The sequence below is a fragment of the Rhizobium rosettiformans W3 genome (assembly GCF_004912135.1).
Taxonomy (GTDB): Bacteria; Pseudomonadota; Alphaproteobacteria; order Rhizobiales; family Rhizobiaceae; genus Allorhizobium; species Allorhizobium rosettiformans.
The window spans coordinates 39,133-54,398 of sequence record NZ_STGU01000005.1; the positions used below are offsets into that span (position 1 = coordinate 39,133).

A 15,266-nucleotide genomic window follows, 5' to 3' on the forward strand; every position below is an offset into this window, starting at 1 on the left:
ATTGTGCACCCGTCTCGGTCATGAATGTCCTGCATGACAGGCGTTCGAATCGGGTGGCACATGGCGGATATCAAGACGGCGATCGGGCTGATGAGCGGCACTTCGATGGACGGTATCGATGTCGCGCTGGTCCGCACCGATGGCGAGGCCATCGTCGAGCGTGGAGCCTTCCTGTCGGTACCCTATGAGCCAGCCTTCCGCGATCGACTGAAGCAGGCGCTGGAGGATGCCAGGGCCATCCGGCACCGCGACGAGCGGCCGGGTGCTCTCTCACGCATGGAGAGGGACCTGACTCTACGTCATGCAGACGCTGTGCGCCTGTTTCTGGAGCGGCAGAACCAGAAACCTGGCGATATCGACCTCATCGGTTTTCATGGTCAGACCGTCTTGCATAGACCGGATGAAGCGCTGACCGTCCAACTCGGTGACGGAACTTTGCTGGCAGCCGAAACCGGCATCGACGTCGTCTATGACATGCGCGCCAACGACATGGTCCATGGCGGGCAGGGCGCCCCACTGGTCCCAGTCTATCACCAAGCATTGGCGCATCAGATCTCCGCGGAGGACTGGCCGGTCTGTTTCGTCAACATCGGCGGCATCTCCAACCTGACCTTCCTCGACCGCGACGGCACAATCATCGGCTTCGACAGCGGACCGGGCAACACGCTGATCGATCAATGGGTCGAGGCCCATGCCGGCATTCCCTATGACGACGGCGGTCGCATCGCGTCTGAAGGTTCGGTCGTCATGGCACTCGCCGAGCGCTATCTCGCCAATTCCTTCTTCACCGCAGAGACCCGCCGCTCGCTCGATCGCAACGATTTTCGTCCGCCCGAGGGACATGAAGCCGAGCTCTCCGACGGCGCCCGCACGCTCGCCTTCGTCTCCGCGGCGGCGATCCTCAAATCTGCGGGCCATTTGCCGAGCTTGCCAAAGACCTATGTGATTTGCGGCGGTGGCCGGTTGAACCGGACGATCATGGCCGATCTGGTGCGCCTCGCGGGTGAAAAGGGCGCAACAGTATTGACCGCCGAGCAGGCCGGCTTTGATGGCGACGCCATGGAGGCGGAAGCCTGGGCCTATCTCGCGGTACGCTCTGCGAGGGGGCTCGCTTTGACATTTCCAGGAACGACCGAAGTCTTGGAGCCGGTCAGCGGCGGAGTGCTGGCGCCATCCGTGATTCTGCGGACGCCGCGCCTTGTCCTAACAAGGTGGTCGGATGGTGACGAAGAGCGTCTTGTCGAATTGCACGGCACGCCGGAGACCAGCGCCTATGTCGGACACGGCAAGCCTTGGGATCGGCACTACGCACGAGAGCGACTGGCCGGGTGGCGGACAGGCTTTCACCGCCATGGCTGCTCCACCTTGAAGCTGATAACGGCCAGTGGTTCGCAATTCGTCGGGCGCGCCGGCATCAGCTGGTATGAGGACGCGCAGGTCCATCAACTTGCCTATTCGATTGTCCAGTCCAACTGGGGCAAGGGTTACGCGAGCGAGATCGCCAGTGCCCTGGTGGGGTGGTTTTTCGAGGCCGAGATCGGACAACGGCTGGAGGCTATGGCGCACGTCGACAACGCAGCCTCGTTGCATATCCTCAAAAAGATAGGCTTCCGGGAAATCGACACCCGCTCCGTGCGAGGGGAACCCTGCCGCTTCTTTGAGATGACCCGTGCCGGTTATGCGGACTTCGCAAAAGAGAGGCCGTCCCGCAACCCCACTTCATAGGCATGCCGGATACCGGCCGCGTCGCCGACGGCAAACTTGCTGACAGGGATGTCTTCGCTTGGGCCGACAATGACGCGGTTCGGTGCATCGGGCGGCTTGCGGCCAAAACGCGTGGAGAGAAGCAGCGTGCGCCACCCCTTGTTTTCGACTTCTGTAAGCTTCATCAGCGGTGGATTGTCAACGAGCCCGCCATCAAGATAGGCGCGGCCACGGACGCGCCCGACCGGCATGAAAGGCGGCACGGAGGAGGTCGCCATCAGCGCATCGACCAGTTCGCCCGGGTAGTCGACATTGTGCGTCGAGATCCAGGTGGGCCGCAACTTCATCCGCAGGCCTGCCTTGGAATGGGCGCCATCGGTCAGGAGTTTCTCGATCTGGTAAGCGCCGATGGAGCCGAGAGCCCCGATCGCGCCGGGCATCCAGTCTGGCACGCCGGAGAGTTGGATGAGCATGGGCGGGGCCGCCTTCAGGGCCGCAAGCTCGCTGTCTTTGAACTCGCTGGCAAGCAGTTGCCGAAACAGGTTTCCGACCACGAGAGGCGATTCCCGCCGACGCAGTGCTCGCCAATCGAGGCCGCGCTCGCCCTTCTCGGCGAAGGCGAAGGCCGAGGCTCGCACGCGATCGCCGACACCGGCCAGGAACATCGCTCCGTGATAGGCGCCGGCTGAGACGGCAACGTAGAAGCGCGGATTGAGCGGCTGATGCTCGCTGAAGGCTTTCAAGAAACCGCTTTGCCAGTAGCAGCGGTTGCCACCGCCTGCGAGACCGACGGCATCAAAGGTCATGGGTGAGGTCATGAAAAAAATCGCAGTCTGAAATCGAAAACGGAAACTAATCGCGGCGGAGCAACGCGAGGGCTTCCGCTGCGCGTCCCCTGCCGCGCCCCGCGCGCTCGTAGAACTGTTTGCGCGCTTCTTCCTGCATGATGATGTCCTTGCTGACTTCCACCAGGAAATCACTGAGCGTCAGCCCGTTTTCGCGCGCCAGCTGCTCCATCTGTGCATTCAGCGGCTCGGGTAGGTTGATCGTGACTGCTCTCATCGGGTGAGCTCCTCAATCAGGCGGGCAGGATCCACGACTTCGATATGGTCAAACCGAAGCTCGCCTCCTCGAAAATCCCTGACATTGCCGGTGACAAGATAGCGGGCATTGGCAGCAACCGCCAGATCAATCAGGTGGTTGTCCGCCTCGTCGCGCAAGTTTGGTCGCCAGCGATAGCTGACGTCAACGAGCGCGGCATTCGCAAGTATCGCATCGAGAACTTGATTGCGTTCGACCATGTTCAGTCTTGCCCTTCGAAAGAGGGCCTCTCGATTCACGACATCTTCGTATTCGAGATAAAGCGCCAGCTGAGCATTGGCTTCAATTGCCCGGACAAACACGCCTCGATCACTTTCGAGGCTGGGCCGCGGCCGATACAAGCGCTGACGAGAACGTTGTATCGGCCACGATCCGGATCATCTTACCGGATCCGCTTGGCGGCGGGTTCCGGGACCAGTTCGCCGTCGAGGCGGCGGTCGAGATAGTCTTCGCATTCGGCCATCAGCGTTTCCACCTGGCCGTTGAAGAAGTGGTTGGCGCCCGGCACCGTCTTGTGGGTGATCAGGATGCCCTTCTGGGTCTTCAGCTTGTCGACCAGGCCGATCACATCTTTCTCGGGGGCCACCTTGTCGCTGTCGCCATTGATGATCAGGCCGGACGACGGGCAGGGGGCGAGGAAGGAGAAGTCGTAGATGTTTGGCTGCGGCGCGATCGACATGAAGCCTTCGATTTCCGGGCGGCGCATCAGGAGCTGCATGCCGATCCAGGAGCCGAAGGAATAGCCGGCAACCCAGCAGCTCTTCGAATCCGGATGCAGGCTCTGCACCCAGTCAAGCGCGGAAGCGGCATCCGACAATTCGCCTGCACCATGGTCGAACTCGCCCTGGCTGCGGCCGATGCCGCGGAAGTTGAAGCGGAGCGTGGTGAAGCCGCGCTTCTGGAACATGTAGAACAGCTGGTAGACGATCTGGTTGTTCATCGTTCCGCCGAACTGCGGATGCGGATGAAGGATGATCGCGATGGGGGCGCTTTTTTCCTTGGAGGGCTGATAACGGCCTTCGAGACGACCCGCGGGGCCGTTGAAAATCACTTCGGGCATTAGGTTCCGGTCCCTGACATTTTTGCGGTTCGTCAACACCAAATTAGAAAGCTGACTTGACGACGTCAGTCAGCTTTTCTAAAACGAAGTTTAGAACCGTTCGAAACTGGATGGCGTCGCATCCGGGGTGAAGGTGTCATAAGGCAAGCCCGGCGGAAATTTCAAGGAAAATGCGCCGCCGCATGTTAGGGAGCCAAAAGCCAGGATGGCCGTTGAGCGCATCTATCTCGACTGGAACGCCACCGCGCCCCTGATGGGCGCGGCGCGCGATGCCATGCTCGAGGCGCTCGCCATGCCCGGTAATCCCTCTTCCGTGCATGCGGAAGGAAGAGCCGCACGCGCCGTCGTCGAAAAGGCGAGGCGCGAGGTTGCAGGTCTCGTCGGTGCCGAACCGGCGCATGTGACCTTTACGGCCAGCGCGACCGAGGCTGCCAATCATGTTTTGTCGCCGGCCTATCGCATGGGCAAGTCGCGTGTCTCGCTCGGTCGTCTCTATGTCTCTGCCATCGAGCACCCGGCCGTCAGGGCTGGCGGGCGCTTTGCCGCAGACAAGGTGACGGAACTGCCGGTGACGCCATCGGGCATCCTCGATCTCGAAGCGCTTTCCGCGCATCTCGCTGCACACGCCGCCGCGGACGGCCTGCCTCTGGTCGCCGTCATGCTGGTCAACAACGAAACCGGCATCATTCAGCCAATCCAGGCGCTCTCTGCCATCGTAAAGAAGTTTGGTGGACTCTTGGTCGTGGATGCAGTCCAGGCCGCAGGTCGCATACCCTTGTCGATCGCAGGCCTCGGTGCTGATTTCCTGATCCTCTCGGCTCATAAGCTGGGTGGCCCCAAAGGTGTCGGTGCGCTGGTGTCGCGCGGCGAGACCTTGATGCCGGAACCTTTGGTCCGCGGCGGCGGTCAGGAAAAGGGCCACAGGGCGGGCACGGAAAACCTTGCCGCGATCGCGGGCTTCGGTGCGGCTGCGCGCGAGATGGCATCGGAGCTCGCCGCGCGGAATGCGCGGCTGACTGCGCTTCGCGATCGAGCGGAAGAGGCGATGTTGTCGGCGGCACCCGACACCGTGATCTATGGACGCAGCGAGGCGCGCGTCGGCAATACGAGCTTCTTCCATCTGCCGGGGCTCAAGGCGGAGACCGGGCAGATCGCCTTCGATCTTGAAGGCGTCGCACTGTCGGCTGGTGCGGCCTGCTCGTCGGGCAAGGTGGGCGCGAGCCACGTGCTGACCGCCATGGGCGAGGATGCAGCGACGGGAGCGCTGCGTCTCTCGATCGGCCCTGCCACGACAGAGAGCGATATCGATCGCTTCGTCGCGGCCTTTGCAAAGATTGCTGCTCGGCGAAAGCCGACGGGGCAGGCCGCATAAAGCGGCAAAAAATCGGTCCGGGTCGCGTTTTTCCCTTGCCAAGAGGGGTGAAATGATGGTCCGGGGACCTTAGATATGGCGGGTCACCGCCCAACGTTAACAAGCTGCCGGAATTTGGCCCGGCAAGATTGGAGAACGACCATGGCTGCTGTGCAGGAAACGATCGATCAGGTCCGCCAGATCGACGTCGACCAGTACAAATACGGCTTCGAGACCATGATTGAAGTCGACAAGGCCCCGAAGGGTCTGTCGGAAGACATCGTGCGGTTTATCTCGGCCAAGAAGAACGAACCCGAGTGGATGCTGGAATGGCGCCTCGACGCCTATCGTCGCTGGCTGACGATGGTCGAGCCCACCTGGGCGCGCGTCGACTATCCGAAGATCGACTTCAACGACATCCACTACTATGCAGCGCCGAAGACGGCTGCCGGGCCGAAGTCGCTCGACGAAGTCGATCCGGAGCTCCTGAAGGTCTATGAAAAGCTCGGCATCCCGCTGAAAGAGCAGGAAATGCTGGCCGGCGTTCAGTCCTCGAAGATCGCCGTCGACGCGGTTTTCGACTCGGTTTCGGTCGTCACGACCTTCAAGGAAGAGCTGAAAAAGGCCGGCGTGATCTTCATGTCGATCTCGGAAGCCGTTCGCGAGCATCCGGAACTGGTGAAGAAGTATCTCGGCTCGGTCGTTCCGGTCACCGACAACTATTATGCGACGCTGAATTCGGCCGTCTTCACCGACGGTTCCTTCGTCTTCATCCCGAAGGGCGTTCGCTGCCCGATGGAGCTGTCGACCTATTTCCGCATCAACGAGAAGAACACCGGCCAGTTCGAGCGCACGCTGATCGTTGCCGAAGAGGGCGCCTACGTCTCCTATCTCGAAGGCTGCACGGCACCCCAGCGCGACGAAAACCAGCTGCACGCGGCCGTCGTCGAGCTCGTGGCGCTCGATGATGCCGAGATCAAGTATTCGACCGTCCAGAACTGGTATCCCGGCGACAAGGATGGCAAGGGCGGCATCTACAACTTCGTGACCAAGCGCGGCGATTGCCGTGGTGCGCGCTCGAAGATCTCCTGGACCCAGGTCGAAACCGGCTCGGCGATCACCTGGAAATATCCGTCCTGCATTCTGCGCGGCGACGACAGCCAGGGCGAGTTTTACTCGATCGCTGTCTCCAACGGCCACCAGCAGGTCGATAGCGGCACCAAGATGATCCATCTCGGCAAGAACACCAAGAGTCGGATCATCTCCAAGGGCATCTCTGCCGGCGTGTCGCAGAACACCTATCGCGGCCAGGTCTCGATGCACCGCAAGGCGGAAAACGCCCGCAACTTCACCAATTGCGATTCGCTCCTGATCGGTGACACCTGCGGCGCGCATACCGTGCCTTACATCGAGGTAAAGAACTCGACGGCCAAGGTGGAGCACGAGGCGACGACCTCGAAGATCTCCGAGGACCAGAAGTTCTACGCCATGCAGCGCGGCATCCCGGAAGAAGAGGCGATCGCGCTCATCGTCAACGGCTTCGTCCGCGACGTCATCCAGCAGCTGCCGATGGAATTCGCGGTCGAAGCGCAGAAGCTGATCAACATCTCGCTTGAGGGATCAGTCGGCTGATGAAGCGGCGCTATCAGCCACGTGCGGTCGTCATCCTCGGGCTTGTCCCGAGGATCTACTGCCGGCGAGGCTGATGCGCGATGTCCGGCTTCGTTTACATGATGTCGGACAAGCCACGTGGCGTGATTTACACCGGTGTGACCAGCGACCTTCAGGGGCGCATTTGGGAGCATCGGAATGAAGAGAGGAAAGGTTTTACGTCCAGATACAATGCAAAGCTTTTGGTGTGGTTCGAGCAGCATCCGAACATCGTCCTCGCGATCCGACGAGAGAAGTCTCTGAAGCGCTATCTGCGGGACTGGAAGATCAAACTAATCGAAGGGTTAAACCCGACATGGCTCGATCTTTACGACCGGATCTACGAGATCGAAAACGTCTACTCACCGCATCCGAGCTCACCGCAATGGTCGGACTATAACTGAAACGGCAGTAGATCCTCGGGACAAGCCCGAGGATGACGGAATTGAACAGGCGCCCCGGGCGCGACAGGAAACGACAGGCGGCCCTTGAACCGCCCGATGGACAGGAAGACAGACATGCTTGAAATCAGAAACCTCCATGCCCGCATCGCCGAAGACGGCACCGAAATCATCAAGGGCCTGAACCTCACCGTGAAGGCCGGCGAAGTGGCTGCCATCATGGGCCCGAACGGCTCCGGCAAGTCGACGCTGTCCTACATCCTGTCGGGCCGCGAAGACTATGAAGTGACCGAAGGCGATATCCTCTACAATGGCGAGAGCATCCTTGAACTTGACCCGGCCGAGCGTGCCGCCAAGGGCATCTTCCTCGCCTTCCAGTACCCGGTCGAAATCCCGGGCGTCGCCACGATGCAGTTCCTGAAGGTTGCGATGAACTCGCAGCGCAAGGCACGTGGCGAGGACGAGCTGACGACGCCGGACTTCATGCGCCGCGTCAAGGAAGCCGCTGCCGAGCTGAAGATCAATCCTGATATGCTGAAGCGCCCGCTCAATGTCGGCTTCTCCGGCGGTGAAAAGAAGCGCGCTGAAATCCTGCAGATGGCGCTGCTCGAGCCGAAGCTCTGCATCCTCGACGAGACCGATTCCGGCCTCGACATCGACGCGCTGAAGATCGTCGCCGACGGCGTGAACGCGCTCAAGCGCCCGGACCGTGCCACCGTCGTCATCACCCACTACCAGCGCCTGCTCGACTACATCGTGCCGGACAGCGTGCACGTCCTTTACAAGGGCCAGATAATCAAGTCGGGCGACAAGTCGCTGGCGCTCGATCTGGAAGCGAACGGCTATGCCGACATCACGGGGCAGGCTGCCTGAGTTCGGGCCGAGAATGAAGGAGTTGCAACGATGACATTGCAAGCGGCCAACCGGCTCACCGCAGCCGAGACCCAGATCATCGACGCCTATACCAACCAGATCGGCAGCCTTCCCGGCGATGGCGCCGTGCTTCTGAAGCGCGACGGCCTTTTCGACGCGCTCAAGCGCCAGGGTCTGCCGACGCGCCGCGTCGAGACCTTCCACTACACCGACCTCAAGGCGCTGCTGCGTGCCCTTCCGGCCGAAGAGCCCCAGGCTGTCGCCAAGGCGGTCAATCCGCTGGTGTCGGGCGCGACCGTGCTCAACGTGCTACAGGGCGTGGCCCAGGCGCCGGCGTCGCTGCCGGAAGGTCTTGCCGTCTCGCTCTATCGTGACGCGCTCTCGAACGGTGACGCCGCTGAAGGCCTGACTGCTTTCAACACTGACGACACGATCGGCCGCCTCAACGGCGCTTTCGTGCGCGACGGTTTCACGCTCGCCGTGGCCGAAGACGCCGAGATCGAAGCCCCGATCGAACTGCAGTCGGTGCATGCCGCCGGTCAGCTGCATCTGCGCTTCCCGGCGACCTTCGGCAAGGGGTCCAAGGCCACCATCATCGAGCGCCATGTCGGCCAGAGCGGTTCGGCCGCACTCGCCTCCGTTGTCGCCGACCTGAAGCTCGGCGAGGGCGCGGAGATCACCTGGGTGATCCTGCAGGGCGAAGGCGATGCCGACACCCATCTCGGCCAGATCCGCGCCGAACTCGGCACAGACGCCAAGTTCCGCCTCTTCATCGTCAATGCCGGCGGCAAGCTGGTGCGCCAGGAAGTGCATGTAAAGACGGCAGGCGAAGGCTCCGACTTCATGCTGCGCGGCGTCAACCTGCTCGGCGGTGACACCCATACCGACGTCACCATGACGCTCGGCCATGACGTGCCGAACACGACCTCGACGGAAATCATCCGCAACGTCGTCTTCGATCGCGCCCGTGGCGTCTTCCAGGGCATGATCCGGGTTGCGCCTGATGCCCAGAAGACCGATGCGCGCATGGCCTGCAACACGCTGCTGATGTCCGATGATTGCGAGTTCTCGGTGAAGCCGGAGCTTGAGATCTTTGCCGATGACGTGCAGTGCGCCCATGGCGCGACGGTTGCCGACATCGTCAAGAGCCATCTCTACTACCTGATGTCGCGTGGCATTCCGGAGAAGAAGGCGCGTGCGCTGCTGATCAACGGCTTCGTCGCCGAAACCGTCGAGGAGCTCGAAAACGAGCCGCTCGTCGAGGCCCTGGAAGAGATCATCACCGATTGGCTGGAGCATCATGGCTGACACGATCGCGGCACGGACAGGGTACGACGTCGAGGCCGTGCGCCGGGATTTCCCGATCCTGTCGCGTGAGGTCTATGGCAAGAAGCTGGTCTATCTCGACAATGCGGCCTCGGCGCAAAAGCCGAGCCAGGTGATCGACGCGATCGCCCATGCCTATTCTAACGAATATGCCAATGTGCATCGTGGCCTGCATTTCCTGTCCAACGCCGCGACGGACGCCTATGAAGCGGCGCGCGAGAAGGTGCGCCGGTTCCTGAATGCCCCTTCGATCGACGAGGTGATCTTCACCAAGTCCTCGACCGAAGCGATCAACACGGTCGCCTATGGCTGGGGGATGAAGCATATCGGCGAGGGCGACGAGATCGTGCTCTCGATCATGGAGCACCACTCCAACATCGTGCCCTGGCATTTCCTCAGGGAACGCAAGGGCGCCAAACTGGTCTGGGCTCCGGTCACCGACGAAGGCGCCTTCGACATGGAAGCCTTCGAAAAGTGCCTGACCGAGCGCACCAAGCTGATCGCCATCACCCATATGTCCAACGCGCTGGGCACCGTCGTGCCGATCAAGGAGGTCTGCCGCATTGCCCGTGAGCGCGGCATCGCCGTCATGGTCGATGGCAGCCAAGGCGCCGTTCACATGCCCGTCGACGTCCAGGATCTGGGTTGCGACTGGTATGCCGTGACGGGTCACAAGCTCTACGGTCCCTCGGGCATCGGCGTGCTCTGGGGCAAGATGGATCGCCTGTGGGACATGGACCCCTTCATGGGCGGCGGTGAGATGATCATCGAGGTCTCAGAAGACCGCGTCACCTATAACGAGCCGCCGCATCGCTTCGAGGCGGGCACGCCGCCCATCGTCCAGGCGATCGGTCTGGGCTATGCGCTCGACTATATGGAGAAGCTCGGCCGCGAGAACATCGCAGCCCATGAGGAAAGCCTGCGCGCCTATGCCCATGAGCGCCTCTCGGCGATCAATTCGCTGCGCACCATCGGCAACGCACCGGGCAAGGGAGCGATCTTCTCCTTCGAACTCGCCGGCATCCACGCCCATGACGTCTCGACGATGATCGACCGTCGCGGCGTGGCCGTGCGCGCAGGCACGCACTGCGCCCAGCCGCTTCTGGCACGTTTCGGCGTGACCTCCACTTGCCGGGCCTCGTTCGGCCTTTATAACACACGGGAAGAAGTCGATGCGCTGGCGGACGCTCTGGATTACGCCCGCAGCTTCTTCGCCTGAGGAATGAACACCATGAGTGACACGGAAACCAAGCCCGACGTCCGCGAAGGCATCATCAACACGGCGATCCCGCCGGAAGAGGTGGCCCGCCTCTCCGACGATATCATCTCCGCGCTGAAGACCGTTTACGACCCGGAAATCCCGGCCGACATCTTCGAACTCGGGCTGATCTACAAGATCGACATCGAGGACGATCGCACGGTGAAGATCGTCATGACGCTGACAGCGCCGGGTTGCCCGGTCGCCGGCGAAATGCCGGGCTGGGTCGAAAATGCCGTCGGTTCGGTCGAGGGTGTGTCGGGCGTCGAAGTCGAAATGAGCTTCGATCCGCCGTGGACGCCGGACCGCATGTCCGAAGAGGCGCAGGTCGCCGTCGGCTGGTACTGAGGAAATTAGGCAATCAACGAAACGGCCCGCCTCGTGCGGGCCGTTTTGCGTTTGTGTACAGTGATTTAGACGGTGCGATAGCCCCGGTCGAAATAGACAAGCGCCTCGCCGTCCTCGCGGGTGGTGACGTCGAGAACCTCGCAGAACAGAACATCATGGGTGCTCCCGTCATGCACTTCCGTGATCCGGCATTCAAAGGAAACGAGCGCATCGACGAGGCGCGGCGTGCCCGACGGCGTCGTCTCCCAGGTGGCGGCTGCAAAGCGCTCCTCGACCGGCGTTTTGCCACCGAAGAGCCGGCTGACGGGCTCGTGTTCTGCCGAGAGCGCGTTAACCGTGACAAACCCGTTGGCGCTGACGGCAGGATAGGCGGACGAACCCTTGTTGAGGCAGACGAGCAGCGTCGGCGGATTGTCCGAAACGCTGGTGACGGCAGTTGCCGCAAAGCCGGCGCGACCGCCGGGGCCGTCGGTGGTGACGATGGTCACGGCTGCGGCAAGCCGAGCCATGCCGTTGCGATAGGTCGCACTCTTTTCCGGCGAGGTTGCTTCCGGAGTGGCTGCGACGGGTGCGATGGTCTTCGTGGCCAGCATGGCAGGTCCTTTCACGCGCGCTCTACGCCCGACAGGAAGTCGAGGACCGCGCTGTTGAATGTTTGCGGATAGGTGACGTTGACGGCATGTCCACCGGCGACGGTGAGCACAAGATTTGCGTTGGGCAGCCCTTCTGCGAGGCGCAGCGACCGCGAATAGGGGACGAGAAGGTCGTCGCGCGTGGCAATGACAAGCGTCGGCGTCTGGATCTCGCCGAGGCGGTCGTCGATATCAAAGGCGCGCAGTGCCGCGATGCGTCGCAGGATGTTGTCGCGCCCCTGGAAATGGGCGAGCGCATGCGCCTCTTCTGCCGCCATCTTCTCGGAGTTTTCCGCCATGTAGATGGCCGGATAGAGGAAGAGCGGCTGTGCCTTGACGAAGGCCTCGACACCGGCGTTTTCGAGGAGCGCGATGCGCACGTCGAAGCAGCGCCCGGAATGCGGATCGGCCTTGCTCCAGGCATTGATCAGCACGAGGCTCTCGATCAGTTCCGGCCGGCGCAGCGCCAGATCGAGCCCGATCAGGCCGCCCAGTGCATGGCCCATGAAATGGAATTTTTCGAGCTTCAGCGTCTCCACGATCTCGAGCACATCGTCGGCCATGGCGGAAATGCCGCCGACTTCAGGCACCGAGCCACCCGTCTTGCCGCAGCCGCGATGGTCATAGGTGATGACGCGGAAACGCTCCGAGAGGGCAGGGAGCTGCGGTGCCCAATAGCCGCCGGAGCCGCCGAGCCCTGACGAAAGGAGGATGGTCGGCGCATCGGGGGAGGTCAGGCCGTGGATGTCGTAATGCATGCGTGTTTGCTCTGGCTTTGCCCCTCACCCTGACCCTCTCCCCGCAGGCGGGGAGAGGGGATGGCCGCCCCTTGTGCAGGGGAAACCCAGGTGCAGGCGATTGCGTAAAGGTCTCTTCTCCCCGCTTGCGGGGAGAAGGTGCCGCCCTTCGACAGGCTCAGGAGGCGGATGAGGGGCAATCCTCGCGCCTCACTTTTTCCCGATATGCGCGACCGTCGCGATTTCGACCAGCGCATCCGGCTTCACCAACCCGCATTGCACGCAGTAGCGCGCCGGCTTGTCGCCCGGGAAGTATTCGGCATAGACCTTGTTGACGGCCTGGTAGTTGGCCCAGTCGGTGACGAAGATGTGGTTCATGGTCACGTCGTCCATGGTGCCGCCGGCGGTCTCGATGACGGACTTGATGGTTTCCAGCACATGGCGCGTCTGGGCGGCTGCGTCGCCGACATGCACGACGTCGTTGTTCTTGTCGAAGGGAAGGGTTCCCGAGACATAGAGGATGCCGTCGGCAAGGGCGCCGGGCGAATAGGGGGCGATCGGCTTCTGGGTGCCTTCCGGAACGACGATGGTCTTGGGCATTCTCACACTCTCCTGGTTCGATGTGGTGATGTTGGAATGGGTGATCATCCGGCAGCGTCGGCAGGCGCCGCCTGACCGATCGCACCGCAGAAGTCGTTGACGGTCGCCACCCAGCCGAAGAATTTTTCGACATTGTAGACGGTCGCCTGCTGGATGAAGTCGGGGCCGAGGTGATGGGTCGCGTCCTCGAGCATCACGCCGAAATATTCGAGGTGGAAGGCATCGCGCAGCGAGCTTTCGACGCAGACATTGGTGGCAATGCCGACGAAGACGAGGTTGCGGATGCCGCGCGCCCGCAGCACGCTGTCCATATTGGTGTTGAAGAAGCCGGAATAGCGGCTCTTCGGCACCAGGATGTCACCGGGCTTCGGCTGCAGCTCGTCAACGATTGCATAGTCCCAGGTGCCCTTGGCAAGCAGCTGACCCTGCAGTTCGGGCCGCTTGCGCATGGTTTTCAGCGCATTGGACTTGTGCCAGTTGGGCGAGCCGGGACCGCCCGCCTCGACATAGTCAGGATCCCAGCCGTTCTGGAAATAGACTACCAGAACGCCCGCTTCGCGTGCTGCATCGAGCGTCTTCTTGATATTGGCAATCGTGCCCTTGGCGCCCGAAATGTCGAAGCCTGCGAGATCGACGTAACCGCCCTCCGTCGAATAGGCATTCTGCATGTCGACGACGACGACCGCCGTTTCCGATGGCTTGAGCGTGATCGGCTCGGGACGGGCCGGCAGCGTGACGCTCTTCGTCAGTTCCGGGCGCGGCTGATAGCCTGCAACAACGACCTCGCTCATTCGGCGGCCTCCAGCATCTGGGTGACATGGGCGCGGCTCTGCATCAGCGGCTGCACGTATTTGCCGAACTTTTCGATGCCTTCGAGGAAGTCGTCGAAAGTCAGCATCACGCCACCGGTGCCGGGGACTTCACTCATCTCGTCGAGCATGGCGGCAACCTCGGCATAGGAGCCGATCAGCGTGCCCATGTTGATGTTGACGGCAGACACCGGGTTCGCCATGTGGCGGACATTGGTGTCGGAACCGGACTTGGTGTCGGCAGCACTCTGCAGGCCAAGCCACTTGATGGCTTCCTCGTCGGCGCCCGCCTTGTAGTGCTCCCACTTGGCGAAGGCTTCTTCGGTGGTTTCTTCGGCCAGAACCATGGTGAGCACGAAGGAACGCACCTCGCGGCCGGTCTTTGCGGTTGCGGCGAGCAGCCGTTCATTGGTCGGCGCGAAAGCCTTCGGCGTATTGACGCCGACGCCGAAGCAGAAGCTGTAGTCGGCGAACTTCGCGGAAAACTCCATGCCGGCATTGGAGGAGCCGGCGCAGATCAGCTTCACGTCACCTTCCGGGATCGGCTTCATCCGGCAGTCGTCCATCTGGAAATGCTTGCCCTTGAGGTCGGACTGTCCTGTCGTCAGCAGGTCTTTTAGGACGGTCGTGTATTCGCTGAGATATTCGTAGCGGTCGGAGAAATAGTCGTCGCCTGGCCAGAGGCCCATCTGGCTGTATTCCGGCCGCTGCCAGCCGGTCACCAGGTTGACGCCGAAGCGCCCACCGGAAATCGAATCGATCGTGGTGGCCATGCGTGCGACGATCGCCGGCGGCATGATGAGCGTCGCAGCCGTGCCGAAGAGCTTGATCTTCGACGTGACGGCGGCAAGGCCAGCCATCAGCGTGAAGCTCTCGAGGTTATAGTCCCAGAACTCCGTCTTGCCGCCGAAACCGCGCAGCTTGATCATCGAAAGCGCAAAGTCGAAGCCGTATTCCTCGGCTTTCAGTGTGATTGCCTTGTTGAGCTCGAAACTCGGCTTGTATTGCGGGGCATTCTCCGAAAGGAGCCAGCCATTGTTGCCGATCGGGATAAAGACGCCGATTTCCATTTTTCGTTCTCCGCTTCTGGAGGCGCGCTCAGCGCCATTTTTTGTTCGCAGAGAGTCAAGCAATCGGCGTGCCAATTAATAAAAGTGAGCAAATACAGAAGCTTGTAGTGGTGCGAATCGAATATTTTACCGGATGGTCAAAATTTTCGGGTTTTGCGCCGAGCTTTGCTCGTCTTTGCGCCCGTTTCGGAAAATCGCTGCGCGATTTTTGATCGCCATGCGTTCCCGAGAGACTTGAAGCCAGCGGTGAAGTTTCTGAAAAGGATCGGGTTTTTGGTCGCCCGGTTGCGCTGCTTACAGATTGATCATCATCAAGCCCAGGCCGGGCTGACATGCACGTCCCGCG

General features: G+C 61.5%; 18 protein-coding genes and 1 pseudogene. 9 read left to right on the forward strand and 10 right to left on the reverse strand.

What is annotated here, in order from left to right:
• Window positions 1-60: 60 nt before the first annotated feature.
• Together FAA86_RS10840 and FAA86_RS24945 are read left to right on the forward strand one after the other, a co-directional pair.
• A pseudogene (locus FAA86_RS10840) lies at window positions 61-1,167 on the forward strand (anhydro-N-acetylmuramic acid kinase); the annotation flags it as partial.
• Window positions 1,168-1,176: 9 nt separating this feature from the next.
• Entirely contained in the window at window positions 1,177-1,725 is a 549-nt protein-coding gene (locus FAA86_RS24945; protein WP_246035058.1) for a GNAT family N-acetyltransferase, read from the forward strand.
• Here FAA86_RS24945 and FAA86_RS10845 read toward each other — a convergent pair.
• From FAA86_RS10845 to FAA86_RS10860, 4 genes are all read right to left on the reverse strand, one after another.
• A complete protein-coding gene (locus FAA86_RS10845; protein ID WP_246035051.1) occupies window positions 1,677-2,522 on the reverse strand; it encodes a patatin-like phospholipase family protein in 846 nt (281 codons plus the stop codon). The genes FAA86_RS24945 and FAA86_RS10845 overlap by 49 nt on opposite strands.
• Before the next feature lie 34 nt (window positions 2,523-2,556).
• Complete coding sequence (locus tag FAA86_RS10850) at window positions 2,557-2,766, reverse strand: hypothetical protein (protein ID WP_136540494.1); 210 nt, start codon at window positions 2,764-2,766, stop codon at window positions 2,557-2,559.
• Window positions 2,763-3,107: a PIN domain-containing protein gene (locus FAA86_RS10855; protein WP_205910032.1), complete on the reverse strand. Its 345-nt coding sequence runs from the start codon at window positions 3,105-3,107 to the stop codon at window positions 2,763-2,765. Before FAA86_RS10855 ends, FAA86_RS10850 begins: the two co-directional genes overlap by 4 nt.
• 80 nt (window positions 3,108-3,187) lie before the next feature.
• Entirely contained in the window at window positions 3,188-3,865 is a 678-nt protein-coding gene (locus FAA86_RS10860; protein ID WP_006728558.1) for an alpha/beta hydrolase, read from the reverse strand.
• 205 nt (window positions 3,866-4,070) lie between these two features.
• On the opposite strand from FAA86_RS10860, the gene FAA86_RS10865 reads away from it, so the two are divergent.
• From FAA86_RS10865 to FAA86_RS10895, 7 genes are all read left to right on the forward strand, one after another.
• On the forward strand, window positions 4,071-5,237 hold the full coding sequence (locus tag FAA86_RS10865; RefSeq protein WP_136540496.1) for a cysteine desulfurase family protein: 1,167 nt from the start codon (window positions 4,071-4,073) through the stop codon (window positions 5,235-5,237).
• A gap of 141 nt (window positions 5,238-5,378) precedes the next feature.
• Window positions 5,379-6,848, forward strand: coding sequence for a Fe-S cluster assembly protein SufB (sufB, locus tag FAA86_RS10870; protein ID WP_113461711.1), 1,470 nt, complete (start codon window positions 5,379-5,381; stop codon window positions 6,846-6,848).
• 80 nt (window positions 6,849-6,928) lie between these two features.
• Window positions 6,929-7,270 (forward strand): GIY-YIG nuclease family protein, encoded by a 342-nt coding sequence (locus FAA86_RS10875; RefSeq protein WP_136540498.1) that lies wholly within the window; start codon window positions 6,929-6,931, stop codon window positions 7,268-7,270.
• A gap of 114 nt (window positions 7,271-7,384) precedes the next feature.
• The gene (gene sufC / locus FAA86_RS10880; RefSeq protein ID WP_113461709.1) at window positions 7,385-8,140 is read left to right on the forward strand and encodes a Fe-S cluster assembly ATPase SufC; all 756 of its coding nucleotides are present in this window, start codon (window positions 7,385-7,387) and stop codon (window positions 8,138-8,140) included.
• 30 nt (window positions 8,141-8,170) lie between these two features.
• A complete protein-coding gene (sufD, locus tag FAA86_RS10885; protein ID WP_136540500.1) occupies window positions 8,171-9,448 on the forward strand; it encodes a Fe-S cluster assembly protein SufD in 1,278 nt (425 codons plus the stop codon).
• Entirely contained in the window at window positions 9,441-10,685 is a 1,245-nt protein-coding gene (locus tag FAA86_RS10890; RefSeq protein WP_136540502.1) for a cysteine desulfurase, read from the forward strand. The genes sufD and FAA86_RS10890 overlap by 8 nt, the downstream gene beginning before the upstream one ends.
• Before the next feature lie 12 nt (window positions 10,686-10,697).
• Window positions 10,698-11,072 (forward strand): SUF system Fe-S cluster assembly protein, encoded by a 375-nt coding sequence (locus tag FAA86_RS10895; RefSeq protein WP_113377391.1) that lies wholly within the window; start codon window positions 10,698-10,700, stop codon window positions 11,070-11,072.
• A gap of 65 nt (window positions 11,073-11,137) precedes the next feature.
• Here the strand turns inward: FAA86_RS10895 and FAA86_RS10900 are convergent, their stop codons facing one another.
• The 6 genes from FAA86_RS10900 to FAA86_RS10925 form a co-directional block, all read right to left on the reverse strand.
• Window positions 11,138-11,662, reverse strand: a complete 525-nt coding sequence (locus FAA86_RS10900) for a flavin reductase (protein WP_377344422.1) — start codon at window positions 11,660-11,662, stop codon at window positions 11,138-11,140.
• 14 nt (window positions 11,663-11,676) lie between these two features.
• Complete coding sequence (gene rutD, locus FAA86_RS10905; RefSeq protein WP_136540505.1) at window positions 11,677-12,462, reverse strand: pyrimidine utilization protein D; 786 nt, start codon at window positions 12,460-12,462, stop codon at window positions 11,677-11,679.
• A gap of 189 nt (window positions 12,463-12,651) precedes the next feature.
• Window positions 12,652-13,041: a pyrimidine utilization protein C gene (gene rutC / locus FAA86_RS10910; protein ID WP_102019895.1), complete on the reverse strand. Its 390-nt coding sequence runs from the start codon at window positions 13,039-13,041 to the stop codon at window positions 12,652-12,654.
• A 44-nt stretch (window positions 13,042-13,085) separates the two neighbouring features.
• Window positions 13,086-13,832, reverse strand: a complete 747-nt coding sequence (gene rutB, locus FAA86_RS10915) for a pyrimidine utilization protein B (RefSeq protein ID WP_136540507.1) — start codon at window positions 13,830-13,832, stop codon at window positions 13,086-13,088.
• Complete coding sequence (gene rutA / locus FAA86_RS10920) at window positions 13,829-14,920, reverse strand: pyrimidine utilization protein A (protein ID WP_136540509.1); 1,092 nt, start codon at window positions 14,918-14,920, stop codon at window positions 13,829-13,831. The genes rutB and rutA overlap by 4 nt, the downstream gene beginning before the upstream one ends.
• Window positions 14,921-14,975: 55 nt before the next feature.
• Entirely contained in the window at window positions 14,976-15,254 is a 279-nt protein-coding gene (locus tag FAA86_RS10925) for a hypothetical protein (RefSeq protein WP_136540511.1), read from the reverse strand.
• Between the last annotated feature and the right edge of the window lie 12 nt (window positions 15,255-15,266).